25 protein-coding genes are annotated in these 23569 nt (G+C 47.3%); 11 read left to right on the forward strand and 14 right to left on the reverse strand.

Annotated features, from left to right (window positions below; genetic code table 11):
• Positions 1 to 4: 4 nt before the first annotated feature.
• Entirely contained in the window at positions 5 to 145 is a 141-nt protein-coding gene (locus FE783_RS37550) for a hypothetical protein (protein WP_158301787.1), read from the reverse strand.
• A gap of 301 nt (positions 146 to 446) precedes the next feature.
• Here FE783_RS37550 and FE783_RS13560 point away from each other — a divergent pair, with 301 nt between their 5' ends.
• Positions 447 to 1400 carry a helix-turn-helix transcriptional regulator gene (locus FE783_RS13560; protein ID WP_238403051.1) on the forward strand — a complete coding sequence of 318 codons (954 nt, stop codon included), beginning with the start codon at positions 447 to 449 and terminating at the stop codon, positions 1398 to 1400.
• A gap of 56 nt (positions 1401 to 1456) precedes the next feature.
• Positions 1457 to 2425, forward strand: coding sequence for an SHOCT domain-containing protein (locus FE783_RS13565; RefSeq protein ID WP_138879901.1), 969 nt, complete (start codon positions 1457 to 1459; stop codon positions 2423 to 2425).
• A 96-nt stretch (positions 2426 to 2521) separates the two neighbouring features.
• Here FE783_RS13565 and FE783_RS13570 read toward each other — a convergent pair whose 3' ends face one another.
• Positions 2522 to 3154 (reverse strand): hypothetical protein, encoded by a 633-nt coding sequence (locus FE783_RS13570; RefSeq protein ID WP_138879902.1) that lies wholly within the window; start codon positions 3152 to 3154, stop codon positions 2522 to 2524.
• Positions 3155 to 3343: 189 nt separating this feature from the next.
• Here FE783_RS13570 and FE783_RS13575 point away from each other — a divergent pair, with 189 nt between their 5' ends.
• Both FE783_RS13575 and FE783_RS13580 read left to right on the forward strand, forming a co-directional pair.
• The gene (locus tag FE783_RS13575) at positions 3344 to 3619 is read left to right on the forward strand and encodes a hypothetical protein (protein WP_138879903.1); all 276 of its coding nucleotides are present in this window, start codon (positions 3344 to 3346) and stop codon (positions 3617 to 3619) included.
• Between the two features lie 94 nt (positions 3620 to 3713).
• Complete coding sequence (locus FE783_RS13580; RefSeq protein WP_138879904.1) at positions 3714 to 5402, forward strand: hypothetical protein; 1689 nt, start codon at positions 3714 to 3716, stop codon at positions 5400 to 5402.
• Here the strand turns inward: FE783_RS13580 and FE783_RS13585 are convergent.
• Complete coding sequence (locus tag FE783_RS13585; protein ID WP_138879905.1) at positions 5397 to 6005, reverse strand: transglutaminase-like domain-containing protein; 609 nt, start codon at positions 6003 to 6005, stop codon at positions 5397 to 5399. The genes FE783_RS13580 and FE783_RS13585 overlap by 6 nt on opposite strands.
• 246 nt (positions 6006 to 6251) lie before the next feature.
• Between FE783_RS13585 and FE783_RS13590 the strand changes: the two genes are divergently transcribed.
• Positions 6252 to 6359 (forward strand): putative holin-like toxin, encoded by a 108-nt coding sequence (locus FE783_RS13590; RefSeq protein WP_238403052.1) that lies wholly within the window; start codon positions 6252 to 6254, stop codon positions 6357 to 6359.
• 164 nt (positions 6360 to 6523) lie between these two features.
• On the opposite strand, the gene FE783_RS13595 is transcribed toward FE783_RS13590, so the two are convergent.
• The 4 genes from FE783_RS13595 to FE783_RS13610 all read right to left on the reverse strand — a co-directional run bounded on the left by FE783_RS13595 (position 6524) and on the right by FE783_RS13610 (position 13549).
• On the reverse strand, positions 6524 to 7858 hold the full coding sequence (locus FE783_RS13595) for an ABC transporter substrate-binding protein (RefSeq protein WP_138879907.1): 1335 nt from the start codon (positions 7856 to 7858) through the stop codon (positions 6524 to 6526).
• A gap of 25 nt (positions 7859 to 7883) precedes the next feature.
• Positions 7884 to 9986 (reverse strand): alpha-L-rhamnosidase-related protein, encoded by a 2103-nt coding sequence (locus tag FE783_RS13600; protein ID WP_202916185.1) that lies wholly within the window; start codon positions 9984 to 9986, stop codon positions 7884 to 7886.
• A gap of 42 nt (positions 9987 to 10028) precedes the next feature.
• Positions 10029 to 12020 (reverse strand): right-handed parallel beta-helix repeat-containing protein, encoded by a 1992-nt coding sequence (locus FE783_RS13605; protein ID WP_158301788.1) that lies wholly within the window; start codon positions 12018 to 12020, stop codon positions 10029 to 10031.
• A 104-nt stretch (positions 12021 to 12124) separates the two neighbouring features.
• The gene (locus FE783_RS13610) at positions 12125 to 13549 is read right to left on the reverse strand and encodes an extracellular solute-binding protein (protein ID WP_338015851.1); all 1425 of its coding nucleotides are present in this window, start codon (positions 13547 to 13549) and stop codon (positions 12125 to 12127) included.
• 294 nt (positions 13550 to 13843) lie between these two features.
• Between FE783_RS13610 and FE783_RS13615 the strand changes: the two genes are divergently transcribed.
• On the forward strand, positions 13844 to 14515 hold the full coding sequence (locus FE783_RS13615) for a Crp/Fnr family transcriptional regulator (protein ID WP_138879910.1): 672 nt from the start codon (positions 13844 to 13846) through the stop codon (positions 14513 to 14515).
• Positions 14516 to 14598: 83 nt separating this feature from the next.
• Positions 14599 to 15156, forward strand: coding sequence for a peroxiredoxin family protein (locus tag FE783_RS13620; protein WP_158301790.1), 558 nt, complete (start codon positions 14599 to 14601; stop codon positions 15154 to 15156).
• 117 nt (positions 15157 to 15273) lie between these two features.
• On the opposite strand, the gene catA is transcribed toward FE783_RS13620, so the two are convergent.
• The 4 genes from catA to FE783_RS13640 form a co-directional block, all read right to left on the reverse strand.
• A complete protein-coding gene (gene catA, locus FE783_RS13625; protein ID WP_138879912.1) occupies positions 15274 to 15933 on the reverse strand; it encodes a type A chloramphenicol O-acetyltransferase in 660 nt (219 codons plus the stop codon).
• 161 nt (positions 15934 to 16094) lie between these two features.
• On the reverse strand, positions 16095 to 16295 hold the full coding sequence (locus tag FE783_RS13630; RefSeq protein WP_138879913.1) for a hypothetical protein: 201 nt from the start codon (positions 16293 to 16295) through the stop codon (positions 16095 to 16097).
• Between the two features lie 73 nt (positions 16296 to 16368).
• The gene (locus FE783_RS13635; protein WP_138879914.1) at positions 16369 to 16599 is read right to left on the reverse strand and encodes a hypothetical protein; all 231 of its coding nucleotides are present in this window, start codon (positions 16597 to 16599) and stop codon (positions 16369 to 16371) included.
• A gap of 33 nt (positions 16600 to 16632) precedes the next feature.
• Positions 16633 to 16842: a helix-turn-helix transcriptional regulator gene (locus tag FE783_RS13640; RefSeq protein ID WP_158301791.1), complete on the reverse strand. Its 210-nt coding sequence runs from the start codon at positions 16840 to 16842 to the stop codon at positions 16633 to 16635.
• Between the two features lie 190 nt (positions 16843 to 17032).
• Between FE783_RS13640 and FE783_RS13645 the strand changes: the two genes are divergently transcribed.
• The 4 genes from FE783_RS13645 to FE783_RS13660 all read left to right on the forward strand — a co-directional run bounded on the left by FE783_RS13645 (position 17033) and on the right by FE783_RS13660 (position 19824).
• Positions 17033 to 17236, forward strand: a complete 204-nt coding sequence (locus FE783_RS13645; protein ID WP_138879916.1) for a helix-turn-helix domain-containing protein — start codon at positions 17033 to 17035, stop codon at positions 17234 to 17236.
• A gap of 148 nt (positions 17237 to 17384) precedes the next feature.
• On the forward strand, positions 17385 to 17627 hold the full coding sequence (locus tag FE783_RS13650) for a helix-turn-helix domain-containing protein (protein ID WP_138879917.1): 243 nt from the start codon (positions 17385 to 17387) through the stop codon (positions 17625 to 17627).
• 690 nt (positions 17628 to 18317) lie between these two features.
• Complete coding sequence (locus FE783_RS13655; protein ID WP_138879918.1) at positions 18318 to 18983, forward strand: HAD family hydrolase; 666 nt, start codon at positions 18318 to 18320, stop codon at positions 18981 to 18983.
• 19 nt (positions 18984 to 19002) lie between these two features.
• Positions 19003 to 19824 (forward strand): dCTP deaminase domain-containing protein, encoded by an 822-nt coding sequence (locus FE783_RS13660; protein ID WP_138879919.1) that lies wholly within the window; start codon positions 19003 to 19005, stop codon positions 19822 to 19824.
• Between the two features lie 50 nt (positions 19825 to 19874).
• On the opposite strand, the gene FE783_RS13665 is transcribed toward FE783_RS13660, so the two are convergent.
• The 3 genes from FE783_RS13665 to FE783_RS13675 form a co-directional block, all read right to left on the reverse strand.
• Entirely contained in the window at positions 19875 to 20540 is a 666-nt protein-coding gene (locus FE783_RS13665) for an HhH-GPD family protein (RefSeq protein ID WP_158301792.1), read from the reverse strand.
• A gap of 141 nt (positions 20541 to 20681) precedes the next feature.
• Positions 20682 to 22523 (reverse strand): AIPR family protein, encoded by a 1842-nt coding sequence (locus FE783_RS13670; RefSeq protein WP_138879921.1) that lies wholly within the window; start codon positions 22521 to 22523, stop codon positions 20682 to 20684.
• Between the two features lie 15 nt (positions 22524 to 22538).
• On the reverse strand, positions 22539 to 23549 hold the full coding sequence (locus FE783_RS13675) for a PD-(D/E)XK motif protein (protein WP_138879922.1): 1011 nt from the start codon (positions 23547 to 23549) through the stop codon (positions 22539 to 22541).
• Between the last annotated feature and the right edge of the window lie 20 nt (positions 23550 to 23569).

Raw genomic sequence — 23569 nt, forward strand, 5'->3', positions numbered from 1 at the left:
TCCGTTATCGATGAACGGAATGCCGTACTGGAAAGACGAGTTCCCCGTTCACTTGCAGTTTGAGCTCATTGGCTGCGGCCGACGTTCCCGCATACAGGAACACGTTCAAAAGAATGGTGGCTAGAAGGACCGTAATTTTTTTCAAAGCCGTGATTCTCCTTTTTTTATAAATTAATAGTAAACCTCCAAACCCGCCTGCTCCTTTCCCGAAATGTAAGGCTATCGTACCCGAGGTCCTTGTACACAATTTGTCCTTGCATGAAACGGGGTAGGAATATGTCGGGGCATGTCGAATAGTAAAAATGGAGCATTTCTAAAGTCCCGCCTATATTTTCACGGTTAGACACATATTGTCTATGCCGTATTGCTACTATTGTGAAGGCAGCCGAACGGGAGGAGGTGAATTCGAAATACCGAAATTATCGGAACAGTCGAAAACGGTGCGAATGCTGCATTTATTCGAGAAGCTTTCCTCGGGCGAATGTATTCGCAAAAAAGAACTTGCCGAAGAGCTGCAAGTCAGCGAGAAAGCGGTACAACGGGATATCGAGGATTTGCGCGAATTTTTCCAGCTTCTCTATAAAGATGATGAATACAACGCTATCCGGTATGACGAGAAGAAACGAGGGTACCTCCTGTCCAAGCAGCATGAGAAATATTTGTCTAACGAAGAGATACTCGTTCTCGCCAAAGTGATTCTGGAGAGCCGGGCATTCCCATCGGAGGAAATGAAGAAAGTTTTAGATAAGCTGGTAGGTTTCGGGGCTGCCGATCAGCGCAAGCATATAACCGAAATGCTGCGGAACGAGAGATTCCACTATCGTCCGGTGAGTCATGGCCAACCGTTGTTTCGAATCATGTGGGACCTTAGCTATGCGGTCAAAGAGCGCCGTATTGCGGAAATTACATATTTGCGCGTTGGGGACGAAGCCGCGATTCAACGTCAAGTCGAGCCGCTCGGAATCATGTTCTCGGAATATTACTTTTACTTGATCGCCTTCATTCATGGAGCGGATAAACAATATCCCGCCATATACCGGCTGGATCGGATTCAAAACTATCAAGTGACGGACCGGCATTTCTATATCCCGGATCACAACCGATTCCAGGAAGGCGAGTTCCGCAAGCAAGTGCAGTTCATGCAGACCGGACATCTGATGGATGTGAAATTTCGATTCTGGGGAGCTTCTTTGGAAGCGGTGCTGGATCGCCTGCCCAATGCAACCGTGACGAAAAATAACGATGGAGCCGCGATTGTGGAAGCCAAAGTGTTCGGCAGAGGGATTACAATGTGGCTGCTGAGCCAGGCGCAATTCGTGGAAGTGTTGAAACCGGATCATCTGCGGGAGGAAATGAAGCGAACGCTTGAGGAAATGGTCGGTATTTACAGGGCCCAATAGAGCTATCGCTAACTGTCAGCGCATTCTATCCGCACATACTGAGGAGGATTATACCCATGAGTGATGCAGTACAATCCAATACTTCGCTGGATACCATACTAGTCAATGTTCTAAAAGTACCTGGAGTACGGGTAAATCGAAAAGACTTTTTATCGCAATCTTTTGCGGCATATGTAGAGCCCGAGAAGCTGCGCTCGGTCATAGAGAAAGGTCCGATCGAAGCCGGAGTAAACCTCGCCCTTATCGATAAAATAGCGGAATCGCTAGTAGGCAAACGAACGATACAAAGCACTCTTGCTTCCTTCCTCGCCGGATTGCCGGGCGGATTCGCCATGGCCGCGACGATTCCGGCGGATACGCTGCAATTTTTCGGCGTCTCCTTGCGTATTGCTCAGGAAATGGCGTATTTGTTCGGCTACAAGGATTTATGGGAAGGCAACGAAATCGATATGGAACGGGTAAAAGGAGAGCTGACGCTATTCTTGGGAGTTATGTTCGGCGTAAGCGGCTCGGCCTCCGCGTTGAAAGTCGTTTCGGCCAAGGTTTCCCAGCAAATGCTCAAGAAGCTGCCCCAAGCGGCGTTAACGAAAACCGTTTATTACCCGATTATCAAAAAAATTGCCGCCACCGTAGGCATCAAGGTGACCAAGAAGACGTTTGCGCAAGGGGTTTCCAAGGTAGTTCCTTTCGTGGGAGGTGTCGTATCGGGCGGCCTAACCTATTTTACGATGAAGCCTATGGGCAACCGTCTAAAGAAAACGTTGTACGAATCGGTTCATAATTACACCGCGGAAGATTTCGAGAAAGATTATGCAGCAGTTCAAAAAGCAGTGATCGATGTCGAGGCGGAAGTAATCGAGATAGAAGACGATCTGGACGAGGAAGAAAACGTAGCACCAGTAAATAAAGGATTCAGCGTCGCGGATGAATTGCTCAAATTCAAGCAATTGCTCGACATGGGCGTATTGACGCAAGAAGAATTCGATTTGAAGAAAGCGGAATTATTGAACATAAAGTTAAATTGATTGTTAGGAAAAGAATAAGGTTCTGGTCATCGGTCGATGGCTAGAACCTTTCTTTTTCCGTTCATATCAGGTTCATCCACGCCCGAACCCGCCCGCCTACACCTCCGGAGGCAGCTTATACAGCACATTCCCTTGCCCGTCCAGAAACTCCATCCGCGGATTGTCATGTTCGTCCACCAGCATGCGGAGCCGCGGCTTGCCTTTTTTGTCCATCAGGCAGACGAGCACCTCACCTTTCTCATTTTTCCCCATGTAAGCCCGCTGCGTACTTCCTTCCCACAACGCTTGAATTTCTTTCTGCTTGGCAGCCTCATCCATGTCGGACTCGCGAATCTGCTGCAATCTCTTGATTTGCTCGGGAAGCGGAGTTTTCGGGCGGTCTTTGATTTTAAACCCGTAGGTCGATACGCCGTTCTGATTGTCGTAAGACATCGTCACCACTTCATCCTGCTTGTACTGGTCGAAAGTAAGCGCAGCGGATGACGTGTATTCCCCGTTCTCCTTCTTCTCACTCCCGAATATCAGACCGCCGCATTCGTCGCCCTCGCCGTTATAGAACATAATGCCAGAGATCGGCCAATCTTTGCGATGTCCGGGTAAAATATCCTCGCCATCCATCATGGCTGGAGGAATGTGGTCCCGGTTAAACAAAGTCATTTTAATCGTACCGTCCTTGTCGACGATGTTCAGCTTTTCCACGTCAATCGTTTCGAATCGTTCATGCTTCAATTGCTTCGCCTCCCCAATGAAGGTGCATCCACTTATGGTAAATTGTACTAGCAATCTATCGGAGAAGCAATTGCTAGAGTCTGCTCTTCCGGCATAACACTCCTCCTTGCAACAGCTTATCCGAAGCCTCTTCTGCGTTCAGAAGGACATACATATACTGGATATATCCAAGAATACACGGAGGACGCTATGAGAAGACAAAGCTTCTTCGAAACCAAATGGGGGTTTATGACCACCGTCGCCATTCTGCTAACCTTTCTCTTCCTCACGAACCCCAGCCGTTCCGACGTCGACAAGTGGATGCACAAAAAAGAAACCGCCTCGAACTCGGACGGCTTGAGCTACTCTTATTTTAGAGGCAAATCATACGGAATGTTCTCGATTCATGAAATCAAAATAGAAGGCGACGGCTATGTTACGACTCGCACCTATATTGGGGTCTTATTCAAGCTGATTCGAGTGTAGAGCTTTATCCCTATTTTTACTTAATATAGGAACTTTCGGTTTTAGGCTGCGTCCATTAAAGTATGGAACTCAATAGTAAGGGAGTTATAAATCGATGAAACGTATGGGCAAAATAGGAGCAATCGCATCACTCGCCGTTTGCATGGCCGGATCGCTTACGATGCCGTTGACGGCGGCCGAAACCGCGCCCATTGCCGCTGAAGTAAAGTCGGGGTATAAGATCGGCGACGACGTAGGGGAGGTGTTAGATACCGATATCCAAGCTTTCGTACAAGGAAAAGCGATCCGTTCGCTGAACGTTGACGGTCACACGGCCATTATCGCCGCCGATCTCCGCCAGTATGGATTCGATGTCGTCTGGAGGCCGTCCGAACGCAAAGTAACTATTACCCATCGTCCGGGCAAAACGATGGATGCACCGGAGGTTCCCCCCACTCCCGCGCCTCAGGTGGGTACGAAACGGAAAGAAGTGCGGTATACGGACATTCGGGCCTATTACGCCGACAAGCCGATTACTTCCTACAACATTGATGGACAAACCGCCATTTTGCTGAAAGATTTACAGGATCAGGGAAGCGTCACGTGGGACGAGCAGGCCAGAAAGGTCACCTTTACCGCCGCAGACAATCCATCGCCCGGTACTTCGACCGTGGAGAACGTCCCGCTCGTCATCCATACAGGTCAAGAAATCGAGCTGAAAGACATCGCCTTCGGCAGCGAGACGATCACCTATAACGGGCAAACGATCGGAACGATCGTGAACGGCCGGCCGATGATCTCGCTCGCTTTTATGGCTCAAGCACTAGGGTACCGCTCCGTGTCGGTGAAGCCGAGAGCGATTTGTTTCGAGAACGGTTCTTACGGCGTGGAGCTTTTCCCCTACCAGGCCAGTGCAGAAATGCGGGTAGCCCTCCGATGGATCGGCGGCGGAATCGGGTACGTGGAAGTGAACGCGGCTCCTTCCAATTCGGCCGACGATGTGCTCATCGACGAACGGGATCTGAAACGGCTGTTCGGCTATGAATCGGAGTGGAATCCCGAGACGCGCAAGCTCCAGATCCGCTATATCGACTATATCGTCGACGACTATGGCTTGCCGGACGACTACCGCAACTACTATTACGACCTCGGCGCGGTCGGCTATTTGCCTCTTCAAGCCCGCGAGATGCCGCAGCTACTCGTAAGGTACAGGGGAAATCATAGTGCCACGATAACGTCCGCAAGCTTGGAAGGACAGTCGGGCACCTACCAGGACGGCGGGCGAAGCGGGTTGTCCAAATATCGGTTTCGGACCAGCTTCGAGCCTTCGCCACGTACCTCTTACGACGTCTATCTGAAAGTGGGCGAGCGAATTTTGTACAAGGGGCTGCTCGGGTTTCCCTGGTCAATACAAACGGTAGAGCCGGTCATCGGCTATCCGGAACCGTTCAGCTCCGGGAAATTAAGCCGCCTCCACTTCGACGAGCCGGTACAAGGATACGTGGAAACGAACGAGTCGGAAGTCCAATTCAGCGGAAAAGCGAGCGTTCGCGTCGGCTCATCCCTGACCGTCGTAGTCGAGAAGGAAATTTATGGAGGCGGCTATGAAACGGTGGAAATCCGCGAGGTTCCTTTCGACGGCGATCGCTTCGCCTTCCAGGTCGCCCCTCAGGACGACGACCCGCGGTTTTTGACCCGTATCACCGTCAAGAGCGTCCTGTCCAACCCAAGAGGCCAATCCTTGATCGACGCGGCCCGGTTTTATATCAAGAGACCGTTTAAACCGATAACTAGTCCGTTATAGGCTGTCCGGCAAACCATGAAGATACATCTGTTTGCAGTCCGTATTTCGTTTTAACGTTTCTATCGTTTTGGGATTGGGCCGGGTGTAGATTACGGGATAATCCACTTCGTCGTATGCCTGTCGTACCGGAAACGCCAACCTTTCATCACCAGTAGAAAATTGGGCATCGATACCGGCCTTATTCCCACGCGCATCCAGACGAATCCAGCCGGCTATGGACTTCAAATAAACAGCACTCAAAGCATGTATGCAGTACCCCGTATCCGGCGTATCGCCTATCGTGAGCCGCTGGTAACAAAAGCCGGCCGGAATCCCTTTGCTTCTTAATAGGCTGTACAACAGATTGGACTTGGCGTAACAAATCCCTTCTCCGTAGAAGAGCACTTCCGATGCTTTGCAAGTAATTCGAGAGCTCTGGATGTCCCAGGAATGAGAGATTTCATCGCGAACAAATTCATAAGCTTTTCGCACAAAGTCTTCTTCGTTCGACGACAACGAGTATAATTGCGATGCTTGATCTCTTATGGAGATGTGATTATAGTCAACTTCTTCCGATTCGGCTAAATAGTCTGCTAGATTGTTGGATTCGCATGATAGAAGCATTTGATCACCTTTTCTTATGGATTTGTTTGTGGAAAAGCATTGATTGGTCCCTTTGCGGGAACGTGGTGCACGGTTATGAAACATTATGCATAATTACGAATTAATATTCAATAGAATAAAAAAAGAAACCGCCCCAACCTCGGACGGCATCTGCCTCAATCTTACAATTTATGCTATAATAGGACAAGCACATAGAACGGCTTGCAAGGGCGGTCGGCTACCTCTCTAAGGAAGGGAGGGATGCCTATGGCGGTTAAGGATGCTTTGACGTTGATGATCAGTTTTGGTGCGCTTCTAATTGCGCTGCTGACGCTAGTTGTCGCCATCGTCGTAGCGATTAACCAAAAGAAATAGACCGCCCCTCTACCAGGTGATCGGTCTATTCCCTTGACTATTACCGAAGCCGACCGCCTTTGAAGCGGTCTACTGTGCCGGGGAGTCGTGTTGACGCACGGCTCCTCTTTAGTTTTATTATACCTGCGTTAGTTTATACATGCAATACCATCATCCGGAGCGCATTATTTCCGTTTCTCATCGATCGCTTTATTCGCCTTCTCCTCGGCATCACGCAGCGCGGTGTTGATATCGGCCGTTCCGTTCAAAACGTTGTTGCCTGCTCCGATGATTTCGAGAAGAGCGAGCCGATTGAACCGGTTCGTATACGGAAGGTCGGCCATTTTATGCTTGAATACCGCCGCCGTGTTACGGCCTTTCAGGATGGGCAGCTTCGTGCCGAACGCTTGTTGGACTTCCTTATCAAGCAGTACCGGCATTTTTCCGTTTGCCGACAAGTGCGTTTGGACTTCCTTGGACCCCATCAAATGCGAGATCGCCGCGAAAGCCTGCTCCTTATGCTTGCTTGCCTTGGACACCATAAAGTATAGAGGCTTGTTCGCACCGGCGATACCGGGCTTCTCCTTGGACTGCGGCAAGGAAGCAACGTCCCAGTTTATTTTCTGACCCTTCTGCTCCGCTCCGTCCAGAAGATTGACCATTATATTGAAGCTTTGCATCAAAGAGGCCAATGTCTGTTTCTGATAAAAATCCTCGTTCGTCAGCTTCGTATTTCCCGGTATGCTGTTGATCTCCTGAAGCAAAGCGAGCGATTTTTTCCAGTCGTCGGTTTGGAACGACGCCTTCCCCGACTTCGGGTCGAACAGCGATAGCCCCCATTGGCTGCCGGTCATCAACAGATTGATCGTGCGGAAAGCCGAATACTGAATCCCTCCGTCTTGTCGGGACAACCGTTTGAACAGTGCGATTGCGTCATCCCATGTCATATTGTCCGTCGGGTACGGGATACCGAATTTATCGAACGAATCTTTATTGTAGAACCACATCATACGATCCGAATAGACCGGAAGCGCCAGCAACTGCCCATTGCTTCCTATCGATCGGCCTCCCTCCAGCACCTGGGAATCGATCTGCTTCAGATCGACTGAGAAGCTGCGCACATACTCATTCAGGTCAGTAGGAAAATCGTAATCAAGCAGTCCGGCCAGATTCGGATGATCCGTAAAGACGATATCGGGAGTATTTCCGGCCGCCATCAAATTTTCCAGCGTGTTCGCCGCGCCTTTCGTAAAATCCACATATTCCAGCGTAATGAACGGATATTTTTTGCGGACCGGCTCGGCAAAATAAGCATCGAACTCCGCCTGCTGGAACGCGGTATTCCAGTTATTTACCCTTAGGGTGACCGGTTTCGTGTCTACTTGCTTCGGCTCCTCCGTCTTGCCCGATGCCGCCGGTTCGGCCGGCTTGGCGCCGTCCCCGGTCCTTCCCGAGCAGCTCGCCAGCATCAGGCCGGTCGCCAGCACCACGGTACTTCTCCATAACAGCTTCGATTTCATGCTTCGCCTCTCTTTCTATTGCTTATCAGGTTCCAGTTGAGCCGCTCTCCGAATTCGCGTACGTAATGTCATAGTCCGCATCGGGATTATCCAACGCTAACTCATAACGATCCTGCCCGATTACGTGAAAATTACCAGTCGGACAGGACGGGACTATTCGACTCGTGATCCGCAGTATTCCCGGACTTGCACCGGTCCGGACGGTGATCCTCGTCTCGTCCATATAGATGCGAATGTTGTCCCGGTTGGCGGGTACGGTGCCCTCGAACCACGCCAGTCCGCCCAGATGCGGCTCGATCAGGAAGCGCGCATATCCGGCCTCGAGCGGCTTGACGCCCATGAAATATTTGCCGAGCAAATAGATCGGGCCCGCTCCCCAAGCATGGCACAGGCTTTTGCCGAACGGTCTGCCGTACATCGCGTATTGGGCGCTGCCCTGAACCTCGGGATCGTACACTTCCCAGAAGCTGGTTGCCCCCCGATCCAGCATACCGCCCCAGTAACGCTCCATCTCGGATGCGACGTAAGCGTGCTCTCCGATCTCGCATAAAGCGGCCAGCTCATAGAAGCGCATATAAGGCGTGGCAATCTTGGGCACTTGATCGTTCATCAACACGTTGCTCGCAACCGATCGCTGACGTCCCGCATCCAGAAAACCAAGCAGCAGCGCAAACATGTTGGCGTACCGCGTCATATGCGGCTGCAGCCGGCCATTTATCCGGTTATGCAACAGCCCGCCCCGCTCCTCGTCCCAGAACGTGTCGAACAGTTCCCGCCGCAGCGCAGCCGCATGATCTCCCAATTCCTCCGCCGTCGCATCGTCCCCGAACATCCGCGCGAACTCCGCCGCCACTTCCAGACTTCGTGCAAATAGGACTTGCTGGAAGCTAAGCTCGCCCTCCTTGCTTATATCCGCCCAATCGACGAACACCCAATCTCCCGGCTTCCCTTCCACCATGCCTCTCTCATTGGCCCGCGACCGGCAGAAAGCGATAAGATCCAGCATCTTCGGATAAAGGGAACGGATAAATTCCAGATCGCCGGTATACCAGTAATGGTCATACAAGCTGATGATCCAGTAGAAGGAATAGTCGAGAATCGTATTCAGATGCGTCTCGATCGGGTCTTTGCCGCGCAGCGCTATCATCGTCCGGCGATTGACGGCTTCGTCGAAGAAGGAGTAATAATTGATGAGATAGCTTTGCGATGCGTCCCCCGACCACACCCATCGGTCCCGCTTAATGCCGTCAAGGAAAAACTCCCGCGTCGTCAAATGCATCGTATGGGCGGCAACATCCCAGATGCGGTTGATTCGTTCATTCGAGCAGCGGAATTGACCGCGGTATTCCACGGGCAAATATTCGTACAGCATCGAGACGCCGCCGACGGTTACGCCCGGGTCGGGGATGACGCGTACATACCGGAATGCTCGGGACAAGCCGTGGGTGTAGTCCGGCGACGCTCCGGACGTGACCTCGATCCGGTCCAGCGTATCGCATTTGGCTTCGGACAGAGCCTCTTCCAGCGACTCCCCGTAATACAGCATGACCGTGCCTTCTCCCTGCAGCCCGTGAAGCTGCACATAACCGAATGTTTCCTTGCCGAAGTCGACAAGCAGCGTACCGTCGTTAAGTGTTGTCGCTTCCGAGTGCTCCTTCCGCACCGACGGCAGCCGGTATCCCGATGGACGCTCCTCTGCCGAATGGAATTGCCCGCAGCCAGGAACAATCCAGTTCCAGTTGCCGCTCGTCACTCTCCAACTAGTATTGCTGGCTATCGTGTTCCCTTTCGTGAACAAGGCCGGCAAGCCGCTCTCGTTGACAACCGATATGACCAGCGAGTGCTTTCCTTTCGGCAGCATAAGCTTCCCGCCGCCCGAAGGCACCATCCTGCCATCGATCATGACATTGTAGCGGCCCTCTACCGTCAACGCCAGCTCTTCCTTTTCGACGATCTCATAGATGCATTGGAATTTGACGACGCAATACGGGGAATCGACCCGATAGAAGGGCGGATATACGTTTCCCCGCTCCTCCCGGCGCAAAACAACCTCGCGGTGCAGCCATATTTCAAAATCGCCCGGATACCAGATCCAGGTCGCCTCGTCATGTCCGACGGACTTCATCATGCATCTCTCCTTATGCGGTATAAGCTAATGCGCTCGTTTGCCCTATAGGGCGCCGAACGGCTGGAATATCGGATTGACGACGCCATACGTTCCCGCCGAGGTGCACACCCAGCCGACGAAACCGGTCGAGCCCGGATGGATGCACATGATTTTATCGCCTTCCCGCCAAGCGCCCGTTGTTGGCAAGCTGTCCGAATACCATGCCTTGACCCCGTTTTCGATAGCCGAGATCGGGGCCGTTCCGAATAAAATATCCGTCGACGTATGATTGTACGCTTGGTTATGCGTGAGCTCGACATTCGTGACGGTATCGAGCACACGTATGCCGTTCGGCTGCGTTCTGGCCGCGCCCGTTCTCGTATCGCAGCACAAATTGTTGACGATATTAAGCCGATTGCTGCTGCCCGATGCGAGAATACCGGTCATTTTGTTATCCAGGCATTCGTTGCCGTCGATGATTGCCCGCTGACAATGGGTCATACTGATCCCGTAGTAATTCGCGCCGCTGACTTTGTTCCCTTGAATGATGAGGTCGTTCGACGCGTAGCATTCGATGCCCGAGCCGTTCGCATTGTGCAGTTCATTGTTCGCAAACTTCATCCGTCCTCCATTGGAGGAGGTATAGATTCCGGAGCCGATCGTAGCGCCATTCGCTATGAACAGATTGCCGATGACTGAACATTCAGACGATTTACCGGAGATGTCCACGCCCCTCCCGTAATAGTTCTCGAACTGGTTGCCGATCGCCGTAACCCGAATCCCGTTCATCCGGATCGCGTACTGGGTCCCGAGATTCGGTTCCCGTTTGAAATTGCGGACGATGTTGTTGGCGAATAAGATATGCGAGGATGGTACGTCGCCGCCATTGTTCGGCTTTTCGTGCGTCTCCGCCTTGAACGCGGCAATGCCGGTCCGTTCTCCCACATTATTGGCCACTACGATGTTATGGCAGCCTCCCGATACGTCCACGCACATGCCCGAGCCGAAACCGTTCGCGAGTACGGGCTTCATCCCCAGATCGTAAAACGTGCAGCCCGTCACGACGCTGTCGACCCATTCGTTCATCCCCACGCCGTGATTGCCGGTTTGTTCGAAGTGGCAGTTCTCGATCCGAATCTGGCTGCTGATCGGATGCGGGTACGGATGCGCCGCGCTTCCATAGCTCTGAATCGCGCTGTTGAACGAGCCCCTGAAGAAGCATTCGGAGAACGAAATGTTGTCGACTTCCCGGTCCGCAGGCGGAGTAAAGTAGAACAGATGGTGGGCGTTCAGCGAAACCTCCGGATCGGTCAACCAGTTGGCGTCGGCGTTCCCGTCGAACTTGATCCCCCGCACCGTGATCCGTTTGGCGGTCGTCAGCCTGAACGGATAAAAGAACTTGAGGATGCCATTGTTAACGGCCTTGATCACGGTCCCGATTCCCGCCCCATGCAGAGTTGTGCCGGAATGATCGGCAGTCAGCAGAAATGCCGCCCGCGTCACGCTGTCATCAGTCGATACGATATAAGTGCCTTCCGGAAAATAGACGGAGCCGCCGCGACCCGCTTCGATCGCCAGCCGGATGGACGCCGTATCGTCCGTCACCCCGTCCCCTTTGGCACCGAACCATCTCACATTCAACGATCCTTCGTAAATGCGCTTGAATCTGGCGCCGACGGAAGGCGATACGAGAACGGTACCGGAGTTATCCGCCGACGAGGTATCGGCCGGGTCGTACAGGAAGATGCCTTCCCGGCCGGAATTCTTGACGAAGTACGGACGGTTTGCATCCGGATTCGCTTCGTTTCGCAGCGATTCGATTGTTGTCGTCTCGCAGCAAGCTTTTTTCCCATTACCGTATACGGCATTGGTTACCGTAGAGTCCTTTCCGTTGGAGGCGCTAACCAGTCCGGAGTTCAACAAGAATCCCGAGGCTGCCGCCATCCCTCCGAGGCCTGCCGTCGCCAGCAACGCCCTGCGGCTCATTCTCGCCGATGAAACCTCCATCTCTCGTTCTTGGACATGCACCGTTTCTTGGCTTTTTTCCGTATCCATTCGCAACATCACCTTTACTTGGATTTTTCCAAAGCAAGGAGCGTCCGCTATCGATTTTTGCCTAAATGCCATGCTCCATGGGACACCCCCGGAGAAGCTTCATGTTAGATCCGATCCTCGAGGAGGGTTTTGCTTGCATCGACCTGATTGCCGTCACGGTTCCGGTCTTCGCGAATGACTTCGAACATCTGATCGCACAATTGTTCTTCACCGATCAGATTGGCCCAGTATTCCTTCAGAAGATACTGCAGTTCGAGACGCAGCGCATCCGAGAATTGCAAATCTTTGTGGGTACGGAACGTAAACATGATTTCCCGGAACATGCTGTAACGTCCCGGTCTCTTCACCCTGCTCGCGACGGGGCTCGCCAATAAGGGACGATAGCTCGGAACCGTGAGCGTACCGGACTGAATCAGCTCCTGCGCATGCCGGGAAGCCATAAACCGCAGAAAGCGATGGGCTTCTTCCTTATGCGGGGAGTCCTTGCTTATACAGGCACCGATCGTAATGAGCAGTGTGGCAGGATCATGCTGGGTAGGAACGGGCGAAACGTCATATTCCAGGTCGGCGTTAAGAAAATCGTTCATTTGGGCGTAGTTGGTCAAAATCATGGATAATTTGCCATCCACGAACAGCTTCGTAATTTCTTTGTCGTCCTCCGACAAATAGAGTGGAGACATCGCCCGATTATGGAGAATGTCTTTGCAAATCTTCATGTTCTTCATGAGCTTGCGGCGAAGCGAATCGCTGTCCCACGGCGCCTCCCACTCGTCCCGGCCGCCGCTCTGCAGCATAAAGATCGGCCAGCGGTTCTCCGACATGGCATGGAAGCCGAAACCATAGCGACCGGCTCCGTTCGACAAGGCCGTGGCGTGCATGATCAGCTCGTCCCAACTCCAGCTCCCGTCCGGCTCCGGAACGTCGGACTCAGCGAAGTGCGCCTTGTTGTAGCACAACACGATTGGAGCGAATCCAAGCGGCTGCACGAGCAGCTTCCCCTCATGCCGGAACGGCTCCAGCAGGAACGGATGCGTGTCCTTGGGTTCCGGCAGCACCTCGAGTTGAGCGGTTAGGCCTTGTCTACCGATCTCCAGAAATTGATACACGTTGGCGCTCAACACATCCAACGGTCCGCCCCCTACGGTTATTTCCGGAATAACGCTGGTGTAGGGAACGACTTCTACACGAATGTGCGGATGCAGAAGATGGAACTCGTCAATCAAATCCTCCATCCTCAGATCGCGCATAATCGTCTGACTGCAGCCGAAGCGGATGACCGCTCGCGGTCGCAGCGGAACGATCTGGTTGCCGACACGCGGGATTTTACGGATGTATCCCTCCTTCTCCAGTACTTCCAGTCCTTTGCGAAGCGATTTGTTGCTGAGCGAGAACCGTTTCGACAAGACGATTTCAGAAGGCAAATACGACTCCGGCGGATACACGCCTTCCACAATCTCATGACGGAGAGTCGCCGTCAGCTCGTTCAGCTGTTCGTGGTACCGTTCTTTGGACGGTCTGTTTTTATGAATGACTCACCCCTCCTCTGATGTATATAATATCGTATTTATATACATCAATTGGCAATTTTCCAAATATAACTACCTCAAACTCATCATATTGCCTCATGAAATCGTTGTCAATTTAAAGTTATATACATCAATTCGGGAAAATCGTTATTTTTATACATCAAGGCAAGTTTAAGAGTGCTTGTTGGGTTGATCCGTTCCTGATCACGGTAGCCTGTTCCGATTTTCAATGATATGATGAATTTATGAAAGGTTTGGCTGAGAACACTTTAATGATCGACTCATGGAGTACAAAACATGACAGGAAACCTTCAACATTCGCATCTGCTGGACGTATTCCCCTTCCTAAGAGCTGTCCCCACTGCTGAATGGGAAGGAGCTCGAACCACGATCCAACAGTTCCCTGCCAAAACTCGCATATTCCAAAAAGAAGACGCCTCGCTCTACGCCATGTTCTTGCTTCGCGGAACCGCTCTAATTACCCTGATCGGGGAGAACGGAAGCGAATCCGTCCTTAACGTACTATCCGCCGGCGAGGTCTGTTCTCTTATGCTGCTAAGCGGACTAAGCGGACGCGATTATCCCGGCTCGATTATAGCGGAAACGGATGTCGAAGCGCTGTTCGTGTCCAAAAACAGCTTCCTCCGCTGGGTCCAAGACCACGAGTCCATCCGTCACGCGGTGTTTGGCGGCTTGCTCGATGGTACGCTCCGTATGAGCGAACGGTTGGGTGCCAGACAGACCGTGCCCGTGGAAGCTCGACTGGCAAAGGCGCTTTTGCGAGTCACATCGGAGGAACAACCTTTGTTCCAAGTCACACACCAGGAGCTTGCCGCCCAGATCGGATCTGCCCGGGAAGTCGTATCTCGCGTGCTGCAGCGGTTCCAAAGGAAAGGCTGGATAGAGGCGGTTAGAGGGCGGGTGCAGATTCTTCAACGAAGAGAACTGGAGACGCTGCTCGGTGACTAGGTCACAGAACGATAGCAAGGACTCCTGCTAAGGTAAAGATACAGGCCAAATGCCTAGTATTTATGACTTGGGAGGAGCTTCATATGATTCAACAACTTCAATCGGGTGACCCCGCCCCATTGTTTCAAGCCATCGACCATAACGGCAAGTCCGTTTCACTCGAGAATTACCGGGGGCGCAAAGTACTTCTCGCCTTCTTCCGTTTCTCCGCTTGTGCGTTATGCAACCTGCGAGTCCATCAATTCATTCAACGTTACCCGGAGTGGCAGCTTCAAGGATTAGAGATCATCGCGGTGTTCGAATCGCCCGAGAAGAACTTATCCGCTCATGTAGGCAAACAGAACGCCCCGTTCCCGCTCATTGCCGATCCCGCAACGGCTATATACGATTTGTATGGTGTCGAAACATCCGAAGACAAAGTACAAGCTACATTATCCGATCCCGATCTAAAAGCGGCCATAGCTGAAGCCGAAGCCGCCGGATTTCCATTAACGCCGGAGGAAGGCTCCAACTTCCATCGCATTCCGGCAGAGTTCCTTATCGACGAGACCGGTATACTGCGGACCGCCCATTACAGCCGCATCCTTACTGACCATCTGCCGTTTGATGCCATTGAGCATTTCATTAGGAGCGGCAAGTAGAGATAGACTATCGGGTGCTGCTTCATTCACTCTGAACATGGACAATAGGCCGTCGATGAATCGGCGGCCCTTGTTGGTGGTCAAGTTATCGCATTCCGTTATCGGAATGGGATTTCATTATTCGTTCGGCAACCATTCCTTACAGCTATCCGCCCGTATTTGCAGCTCATTATACAACACGCCTGCATGATAGCCGTCACAAACGGCATGGTGGAACTGTCCCGATAAAGGCAGCAGGATTTTGTCGTCTTGCCGAACATATTTCCCTATCGTAAAGATGGGCAGCAAATAGGTCCCCTCATTATAAATGTTCAGATTAAAGCCCGTGAAGCTGACCCACGGAATGCTGGAAATAGGGAAGGTATTTGGCGGCTCGTTAGGTTTAGCGGCAAATTCTTTTACCCTACCGTACTTCTCCATATCGTCCAGATAACGACTATAGAATTCATTGAATTCCTCGCTGTACAAAGTCCAGATGCTGGAAAACGTCTTATCCTCATCATGGAAAATGGTAAAGCTGGGGGACAAACTGTCCCAATAGCCCAACCTGCCCTCAGCATCAAAACATGTGCGAAATTCACGATGGCCGTTTACCACTGTAGTTATCATGTGGATTAGAGCCGGGTACAGCTTAATCCCCTTACTCTTAAGTTCTGCCAGCAGCAGGGTAATGTCTAGGTTTGCCGTCATGCTGTAGGTGCATCTGACACGGTCTAAATAATGTTCGAAATAAGGTTTTCTACTCCAGCTATCCATGACAATCGGATTAAAATTCATATTTATACCCTCCTAAAATGATTCCGTTTTTCGTTTTAGGAGGTTTGATCGACTGCTTTAACCATATCCTTATCACATTCCCGGTATGTTATTTTTCTTCTGCTATATAGGCTCTGTTACTTTCAAGATACATTATAGGTCATTTCTGCTATATTTGCCCTCTATTCTTTTCGTTCCTTCGCCTTCATCTCTTCCCGTATCCGGCGAAACTCTTCAAGCTGACGCGGCGAATAACGACGCTCCTCAATAATCCCCAATCGGATATTGCGGCGAAGTCGCTTTTCCAGATACGTGCACAATATTAGATTGGCGACCGCCATCACGACTACGACGGCCAGCGGCACTTCTGTAGGGATTGGCATATTAGGATGTGGCTCCTTCATGGAAAGGATGGTTAACCTTATGAAAGTTTAGGAGGTGAAAGGTTTATCTAGCCTAGAAGTTGCAGGAAGAAACGGTCACATCGGATTCCGGCATCTGATGAGCTAGGGAGATCGTCACGACACAACGTTCCTCTTCCACTGTCAATTCCTTCTTTACCACTCGATAGGAACTCCCCTCCAGAGATACCGAGTCAACAACTTCGAGAGTGAACAGCAGCTTGTCGATGTGCTTTGTAATCGTTTCCCGGATCGTGTGGTCCGGGAGAATCCAGGTAATGTTCATAGGAATGCTCCTTTACGGATTAATAAGCTGAATTTAGAAAGAATGGATATCGTTCGGAGGAAATAACTCCTCGATCTCCCGTCCAACAATTTTGGCAATTTGCAAAGCAATAGGCAAAGGTGGCCGATTCCTCCCGGTCTCGATCATGGAATACCCGCTTTTCGACTGATAACCTAGCAGTTTTGCCATTGCTTCCTGCGTCAATCCTTTAGCTCGTCGGGCTTTGCGAAGGCGATCGTTCAATGTAGTCTCCCCCCTAAAAATTCATGATTAATGGACTTTTCACAATTAGAAAATCCACTAAAGTAATTCCACTTATTTTCAAAAATTCATGATTCGTGAACTTTTAATGATAAAAAACTGCCAAAAGTTCATTTTCCGTGTACAATTGAGAAAATACGAATGAAGTACGTCTAATGAAGGACTGATTCAATTGATCGGAGTCCAATTACGCCAATTAAGAAAAGCCCGCAAAATGACCCAAAAACAATTGGCCGATAAACTTAATGTAGCTAAGTCAACCATCTCCCAATACGAGAATAATATTAACGAACCTGATCTAAAAACAGTGGTCAAACTTGCGGAATTGTTTGATGTTACGATTGACTACTTGTTAGGAAGAATTGATACCAAGTAAACTATTTGGTATTAAGAAGGCTGGAATAATTTCGAATTCCTATCATCATATTATCACAAATTCCAATAAGTAGGAACTATTTTGTGGAATATACTCTATTGATTTTTTATCGACACCTCTTATTCAGGAGGGAAAAGGGGCGTACTCTTTGAAACCCGAAGCCATATTTGGAAAAGTATTAAAATCACTCCGCACGGAGCACGGAGTGAGTCAGGAAGAATTAGCTTTTCGCGCTAATTTGGACAGATCTTATATTTCGATGCTTGAAAGAGGTATCAATCAGCCTACACTCAGTTCGCTGATAGCATTAGCTGAAGCTCTGGGCATAAGAACATCTGAACTTTTGAAGATGGTTGAAGATGAGCTTAAGAAAATAAAAGATTCTGATTAATAGCTTTCACAGGATCAATTAGACAAGTTAGCTCCAGTAGTTCGACACGTTTTCAAGTAGCGCCACAATTACGCGCTAAAGAGTAGGCGCTTTGCTCCTTACACTATCGCAAAAACCAGTTCGACTGCGTCTTTACCCCAAAAAAATTTCGATCCCTCATCCCATTCTAGAGTGCAAATGTTAACTTGAAAACAGATTTATATATTAGCTTCAAACATATTCTGGCCTATGACGACTAGACATGCACCGTATGCGGGAACATGTGGGAGTTGTTTGGATTCTGTGTTAGTTGGTTAAAACACTTGATTTACAAGGCTTTTAACCATTGCGCATTGTTTGTTTTGTTTGAGTTTTATTGCTTGTTGACGGTGTTCGTCAACAAGGCGTCAACAAATTATGCTTAATAATCTATCGTTACATAATTGCGCCATATCTAGTTCTTGAATTGACATCACATCCTTTTGGGAATACAACATCTTTATTCGTAACAATCCTACTCAGCACGCACTATTCCAAGTAACACTTTCACCTCATACTCCACCCCTTGTTCAAGGTATGATGAATTGATCGGCCTTATCTCCTTGAATTGAGATTCACAGAATACTTTAAGGGCGACATATATGATTTCGTTAATTATGATATTATTGTAGAAGGATTAATTCTAGTATACTGTAGTAACTAGGAGGGACTATGAAATTATTGGTTTTCGATGTAGAAGGAACGATTTTCAAAACAAAAATCAGACTTCCAGGAACGAAACTGGATTCCACTATATGGCAATCACTTGCTTATTCACTTGGAGCTAGCGCAATTCAAGAAGAAATCAATACTCATCTAAAATGGGAGAGGGGGCTGTACAAGAACTACTTCGAGTGGATGGAAGAAACTGTAGTTATACATAAGAAGCACAAATTATCCAGATCGGTATTCAGCAAAATAATTAATTCAGCTGAATATAATAATGGGGTAAAAGAGTTCTTTCATTGTTTAGATCGAAACAAGTACACGCCCATATTAATCTCTGGAGGCTTCCAAGAACTTGCACAACGTGCTCAAATAGATCTAAACATTAAGCATTCATTTACTGCATGTCAGTACTTTTTTAGTGATAATGGAGAACTACAATTTTATAATTTACTACCTAGTGATTTCTTGGGAAAAGTCCATTTTGTTAAACTTATGTTAAAAGAATACGGGTTGAATGAACAGGAGTGGATTTTTGTAGGAGATGGAAAAAATGATATAGAGATTGTGAAATCCGCCCCTATATCAGTAGGTTTTACACCTCATAAAGAGCTAGAGGAAATTGTAGATTATAGTATCGATAATTTTAGAACATTGCTTGATATCCTTTAGTGAAGGAAGAAATTACCATATGAGCTTTTTAAATCACTCTGAGTTAAAACAATTAATAAAAGAAACCAATTGTGTTCAGGGTAAAACGATAAATGAAGATGTTAATAAACCTTACAGTAGGGATTCAAGCATTCAATCTTGCTCGGTCGATCTTCATGTTGGTGAAATGTATATCCCAGGTACAGCAGACACTTCCTTAGGGGGAAAAGCTAATCCAAACACCGATGAAGTTATTGTAAAACCTGGTGCTTCTTTATTAGTAAGGACCGAAGAATTATTACAATTACCTAAATATATTGGTGGGGTATGTTATGCTCCAGCCAGAGATTCATTGAAGGGACTATTAATTGTTAACATTGGTCATATTGACCCAGGATTTGAAGGCAGACTTCATTATACAGTTATAAACCTTGGTAAAGAAAATATAACAATTAGAAAAAGCCAATTAATTTCAACTTTACTTTTATTTAAGCTTTCAGGTGAAACGGAATCATTTGGCAAAGAAGAGACAGTTTCATTAAATGGTAATAATATCCCGAAAACTGTAAATGACTCCTTGCCCCGTTTAGCTAGTACCTTTATGGACTTTGAAAATAAAACAAGAGACATGATTAATGCAGAAATAACAAAAGCTAACTTTAAAATCCCTATAATAATAGCAGTGTTAACTATTGCTGCAACCTTTTTGACTAGTCTAATCTTGGATTATCTTAAGAATGCGGATGAACTGCAAAAGAAGATTGAGCAGATAGACAGCAGAATTACAACCATTGAAAAAGAAAAATCGGTTGATGAAAGACTAGACAAAATCGAAGATAACCTAAACAAAAACTCTAAATAATGAAATATAAGATATTTAGAAAGACTAAAAAGTATTGCCACCTTCAAAAATTATTCTTTGTGGTGAAAATCTATACAGTTTCTAGAGAGTGGGCATTGTAAATGCTTTGGTTTATTAGCAGTACACACTGCACCTGCAAAATCGAGCACTGCGAAATTAGCCGCTCGCGTGCTCTCCATTCCCTCAAAGTGGGCCCTAATTTTAGAGGCTAACTCTTTGTCCATTCGAGGTCTAGGATTCTTTGATGTATAGCCAAAATATCTTGTAAAGAGCCGAATAACATTCGTATCGATTGGAACAACCGGCTGGTCAAATGCATAGCAGAGGACAGCATTTGCAATATAATCACCTATTCCAGGAAGCTTCCTTAACTCGTTGTAATCATTCGGAACTTTACCGTCATGCTGACTGCAAATTATCTCAGCTGTTTTTATTAGTCTTTCTGCACGGTATCTTAGCCCTATAGGAGCAATGATTTCTTCCACTGTTTTAATATTTGCCCTTGCTAGTTCGCTTAAATCAGGATATTTACGTAGCAGCTGTTCATACACTTCCTCAACTTTACGTACGTGTGTCTGCTGAAGCAGAAACTCTGCCAATAATATACTATAAGGATCCTTCGTATTTCGCCAAGGAAAGTGATGACGGCCATTCTCAGAATACCATGCCAGCAACTCCTTCCAAAAGAAAGAATCTTCACTCACTTTAATCACCATTTTTATGTTTGTCGTATTATAATCTATTCTTACCCATATTAGTAACATACATAATTTTTGAGTAAAAATTCGACCTTAATAATCAATAAAACACTCAATACCAGTTCATTTCTTGGTACTGAGTGTTTTATTGATTCCGAATCAGATGATATTACTCAGCTGCTTCGTATATTCATCTTTGAACTGCACCCAGCACGCTTCCTGCTTAGCCCATTGGGTTACATTTCGATCCCCCGCAGAGTCACGGAGGAAGAATAACGCCTTATCTGCAACAATCCGTATTACTTCATCCCATTTATCAGACAGCGCTTGTCCATTCCATACATCCAGCAGCTCTATCCTTTTTCCATAAATATGATGAAGCATAGCCACAGTATAATAAATTACATTTGCTCTATATCCTTGCAGTTGCATCGACTCCACAATATTAGTAACTTGCAAATTAATAATCGTTCTTGCTATTAGTTTTTGAAAGACTTCGATTGTAACTTCACTCAATGGAATGAGCTCATCGTTTTCATCCTTATCGTATTTCCAATACTGCTTGTTTTGCTCCATAAACCGCTTAAAGGCCTCTTCTCCACCTTTACTTGATATGTGTGGAAAACCTTCGCATGACATAAAATGTTTAGCTAAGTCAACTTTGGTAATCACCTTTTCACTTGGGTACTGCTTCTTAAATTCATTCTGTTCCTTACCACGCTTACGTCTATTCAAATCAACTGCATATTGACCTCTCGCGCGTTCAAAGTACCATTTGCTCTCTGCTTTACGTCCATCGTTAGTCGGTATCCATGTATCCCTAGAAAACTTCTCTAAGTCAGACATAAACCTAGAGTTGGCTAGCAAGTCAGAGTTATTTATTTTATTCTGTGTGTTCGCATACTTTGAAATATTTGATACCATCTCATCTTCAAGAAGCAGCTGATCTTTTTCTTGATTTGCTTCAACATGTAGAATTGTTAATTTGGCCTGAACATACACATCCGTTAAATCGACTCCACTCTTATAAGCCTGGTGGATGGATGCAGTCGTTTGGCCACCGTTAACAATTTGCCAGCCCGTCAATCCTTGAATTCGGAAAAGATTAATGTTTTCATTTATTTTCTCGATATCCCCCGCACGAGCTACACTAGAGATACCATTATTGTAGCTGACAAACATTCGCCGCTCATTTGGATCTTTTAGTGTCTTCAAAATCCCCTTATTGGTACCACCTTTCGCCTGCAGAAAGGATCTGACATTCCGCTCAACGAGTTTAGATCCCCATTGATCGTATGCTTTCGCAAGCAGCTCAGCAGGTATAAAACCTACATAACATGAAAAATAATTCTTGGTTCCTTCCTGTTGAGAATTAGGAACATACATCATTTCAAATGTCTGTCCTAATTCATTTGCAAAATCAATATGAATTGTCTGAATTCCTTGCTCAACCAAAATCATTTGAAGAATACGATCTATATCCCAAACCTGAACATTTACCGTTTCGATTCCAGGAAACGATAGCTCAATTGGTTTATTTGCATTATAGAACAAATTGGTTAAAACAAATATATTCACTTCATCAATATCACTAATGTTTTCGGATATGAGTACAGCCAATTCTCGAGCTTGAAGGGAATGATCAATTGTTTGAGCTAATGTTTTAGCATTCGTAATAAACCGTTTTGCCTGGTTGGCCAAATCAGTCAGCATTGTCATATTTATCGAAAGTAAATCGTGCTCATTTTGGTCAAAGTTATAATTTGCAACATACAAGTCAAGAACACGCTGGCTCTCATCAAACGAATATGCATTGACAGCGATTTTCTTATGTGTATCTATAAATGGAGGAATTAGAATATCAGGTTCGACGTCTCGTTCCATAAACAATAGCATTTTTTCAAGAAAAGGCACAAGATAAACGCCTGTTTTTGCTGCCCTCTCTTCTATTTCTTCAAGAAATTCCTTCAGGAATTCACTTCTTTGTCTACTTTCCAGCATTTAATAAGTCCCCCATCACAAATCAAATACCTCTTCTACTTCTCTCTCAAAATCAGTACAATGTGTAAGGTCTATACTGTAGCTAACATGGGATATTCCCTTTGGGAGATCTTCCTGTAATATTCTTGGGAAGTTCGCCGCGGCTTCATATACCTCTACTTTATCTACAAAAAAGAAATCATCGGTATAATCATTTTCTTTAAATCTTAAATCCTCAAGAAGGTCATTAAACTTTAATAACATGCGGTCTGAGCGGCTTGCAATTTTTTTGCGAACCTCATTAACAAGGGAATGTAGAGAAATGCCATGAGTTTTGCTTGGTTCTATAAAGCAAACATAGAGATATATACTAGTAACTGCATTGGTCAACCTTAACTGATTTTCGTTTGAAATTTTAATTGTCTTGTTTAACTTATTTAATGCCGTTTTAATCTCTACACCGCGTTTAGAATGCTTAAAGTCAATTCGACCACTAGTTGGACCTTCCCATTGTTCAATTATAAGTGGCGGAGAAGTTGGAAACCGGTTAAGCCAATCCTGTATATACCACAGTTCCCCAAAAAGCCCCCGTTGCTGTTCTTCGGTTAGTTTACGGTAACCGCCTTTTTGAAAAAATACACGCCATCTCTCAAGCACCTTGTATATTACCGAAAATATCGATTCATTCTGTTCCCTTAACAGCAAATGATCCACGACATTCTGCAGTACAACTTCAAATATCTCTGTACCATGTTCAGCCTCTTGCCTCAATACAAGAAAATAATGGCCCCTCAATAAAGCCACTTTTTCGTAATACTCAATTTGAATAGATAAACCTCGCCATTTTGGAAGTGCCTTAAGCTGATCTGTCTCCCAAGATTCAAAACCCAAATCAATATACAACTGCCTAGTCATACTTGCAGTATCTACACCTGCAAAAAGTATAGGATTTTCAGCCGTTAGGACCCTCAATTTGTATACTTCTTGCTGAGATTGGTTGTTTATTTCATTAATCATCTGCTCATATTCTAATTTAAGATTCAGCATTCAGCACATCTTCCTTACTA

It is taken from the genome of Paenibacillus mesophilus, assembly GCF_005938385.1.
Lineage (GTDB): Bacteria > Bacillota > Bacilli > Paenibacillales > NBRC-103111 > Paenibacillus_AB > Paenibacillus_AB mesophilus.

Excerpts from the sequence above, each read along its gene's own strand:
- FE783_RS13560 (WP_238403051.1), top strand. The coding sequence starts at position 447 with ATGCTGCATTTATTCGAGAAGCTTTCCTCGGGCGAATGTATTCGCAAA.
- FE783_RS13565 (WP_138879901.1), top strand. The coding sequence starts at position 1,457 with ATGAGTGATGCAGTACAATCCAATACTTCGCTGGATACCATACTAGTC.
- FE783_RS13575 (WP_138879903.1), top strand. The coding sequence starts at position 3,344 with ATGAGAAGACAAAGCTTCTTCGAAACCAAATGGGGGTTTATGACCACC.
- FE783_RS13580 (WP_138879904.1), top strand. The coding sequence starts at position 3,714 with ATGAAACGTATGGGCAAAATAGGAGCAATCGCATCACTCGCCGTTTGC.
- FE783_RS13585 (WP_138879905.1), bottom strand. The coding sequence starts at position 6,005 with ATGCTTCTATCATGCGAATCCAACAATCTAGCAGACTATTTAGCCGAA.
- FE783_RS13590 (WP_238403052.1), top strand. The coding sequence starts at position 6,252 with ATGGCGGTTAAGGATGCTTTGACGTTGATGATCAGTTTTGGTGCGCTT.
- FE783_RS13595 (WP_138879907.1), bottom strand. The coding sequence starts at position 7,858 with ATGAAATCGAAGCTGTTATGGAGAAGTACCGTGGTGCTGGCGACCGGC.
- FE783_RS13600 (WP_202916185.1), bottom strand. The coding sequence starts at position 9,986 with ATGATGAAGTCCGTCGGACATGACGAGGCGACCTGGATCTGGTATCCG.
- FE783_RS13605 (WP_158301788.1), bottom strand. The coding sequence starts at position 12,020 with ATGGATACGGAAAAAAGCCAAGAAACGGTGCATGTCCAAGAACGAGAG.
- FE783_RS13615 (WP_138879910.1), top strand. The coding sequence starts at position 13,844 with ATGACAGGAAACCTTCAACATTCGCATCTGCTGGACGTATTCCCCTTC.
- FE783_RS13620 (WP_158301790.1), top strand. The coding sequence starts at position 14,599 with ATGATTCAACAACTTCAATCGGGTGACCCCGCCCCATTGTTTCAAGCC.
- catA (WP_138879912.1), bottom strand. The coding sequence starts at position 15,933 with ATGAATTTTAATCCGATTGTCATGGATAGCTGGAGTAGAAAACCTTAT.
- FE783_RS13630 (WP_138879913.1), bottom strand. The coding sequence starts at position 16,295 with ATGCCAATCCCTACAGAAGTGCCGCTGGCCGTCGTAGTCGTGATGGCG.
- FE783_RS13635 (WP_138879914.1), bottom strand. The coding sequence starts at position 16,599 with ATGAACATTACCTGGATTCTCCCGGACCACACGATCCGGGAAACGATT.
- FE783_RS13655 (WP_138879918.1), top strand. The coding sequence starts at position 18,318 with ATGAAATTATTGGTTTTCGATGTAGAAGGAACGATTTTCAAAACAAAA.
- FE783_RS13660 (WP_138879919.1), top strand. The coding sequence starts at position 19,003 with ATGAGCTTTTTAAATCACTCTGAGTTAAAACAATTAATAAAAGAAACC.
- FE783_RS13665 (WP_158301792.1), bottom strand. The coding sequence starts at position 20,540 with ATGGTGATTAAAGTGAGTGAAGATTCTTTCTTTTGGAAGGAGTTGCTG.
- FE783_RS13670 (WP_138879921.1), bottom strand. The coding sequence starts at position 22,523 with ATGCTGGAAAGTAGACAAAGAAGTGAATTCCTGAAGGAATTTCTTGAA.
- FE783_RS13675 (WP_138879922.1), bottom strand. The coding sequence starts at position 23,549 with ATGCTGAATCTTAAATTAGAATATGAGCAGATGATTAATGAAATAAAC.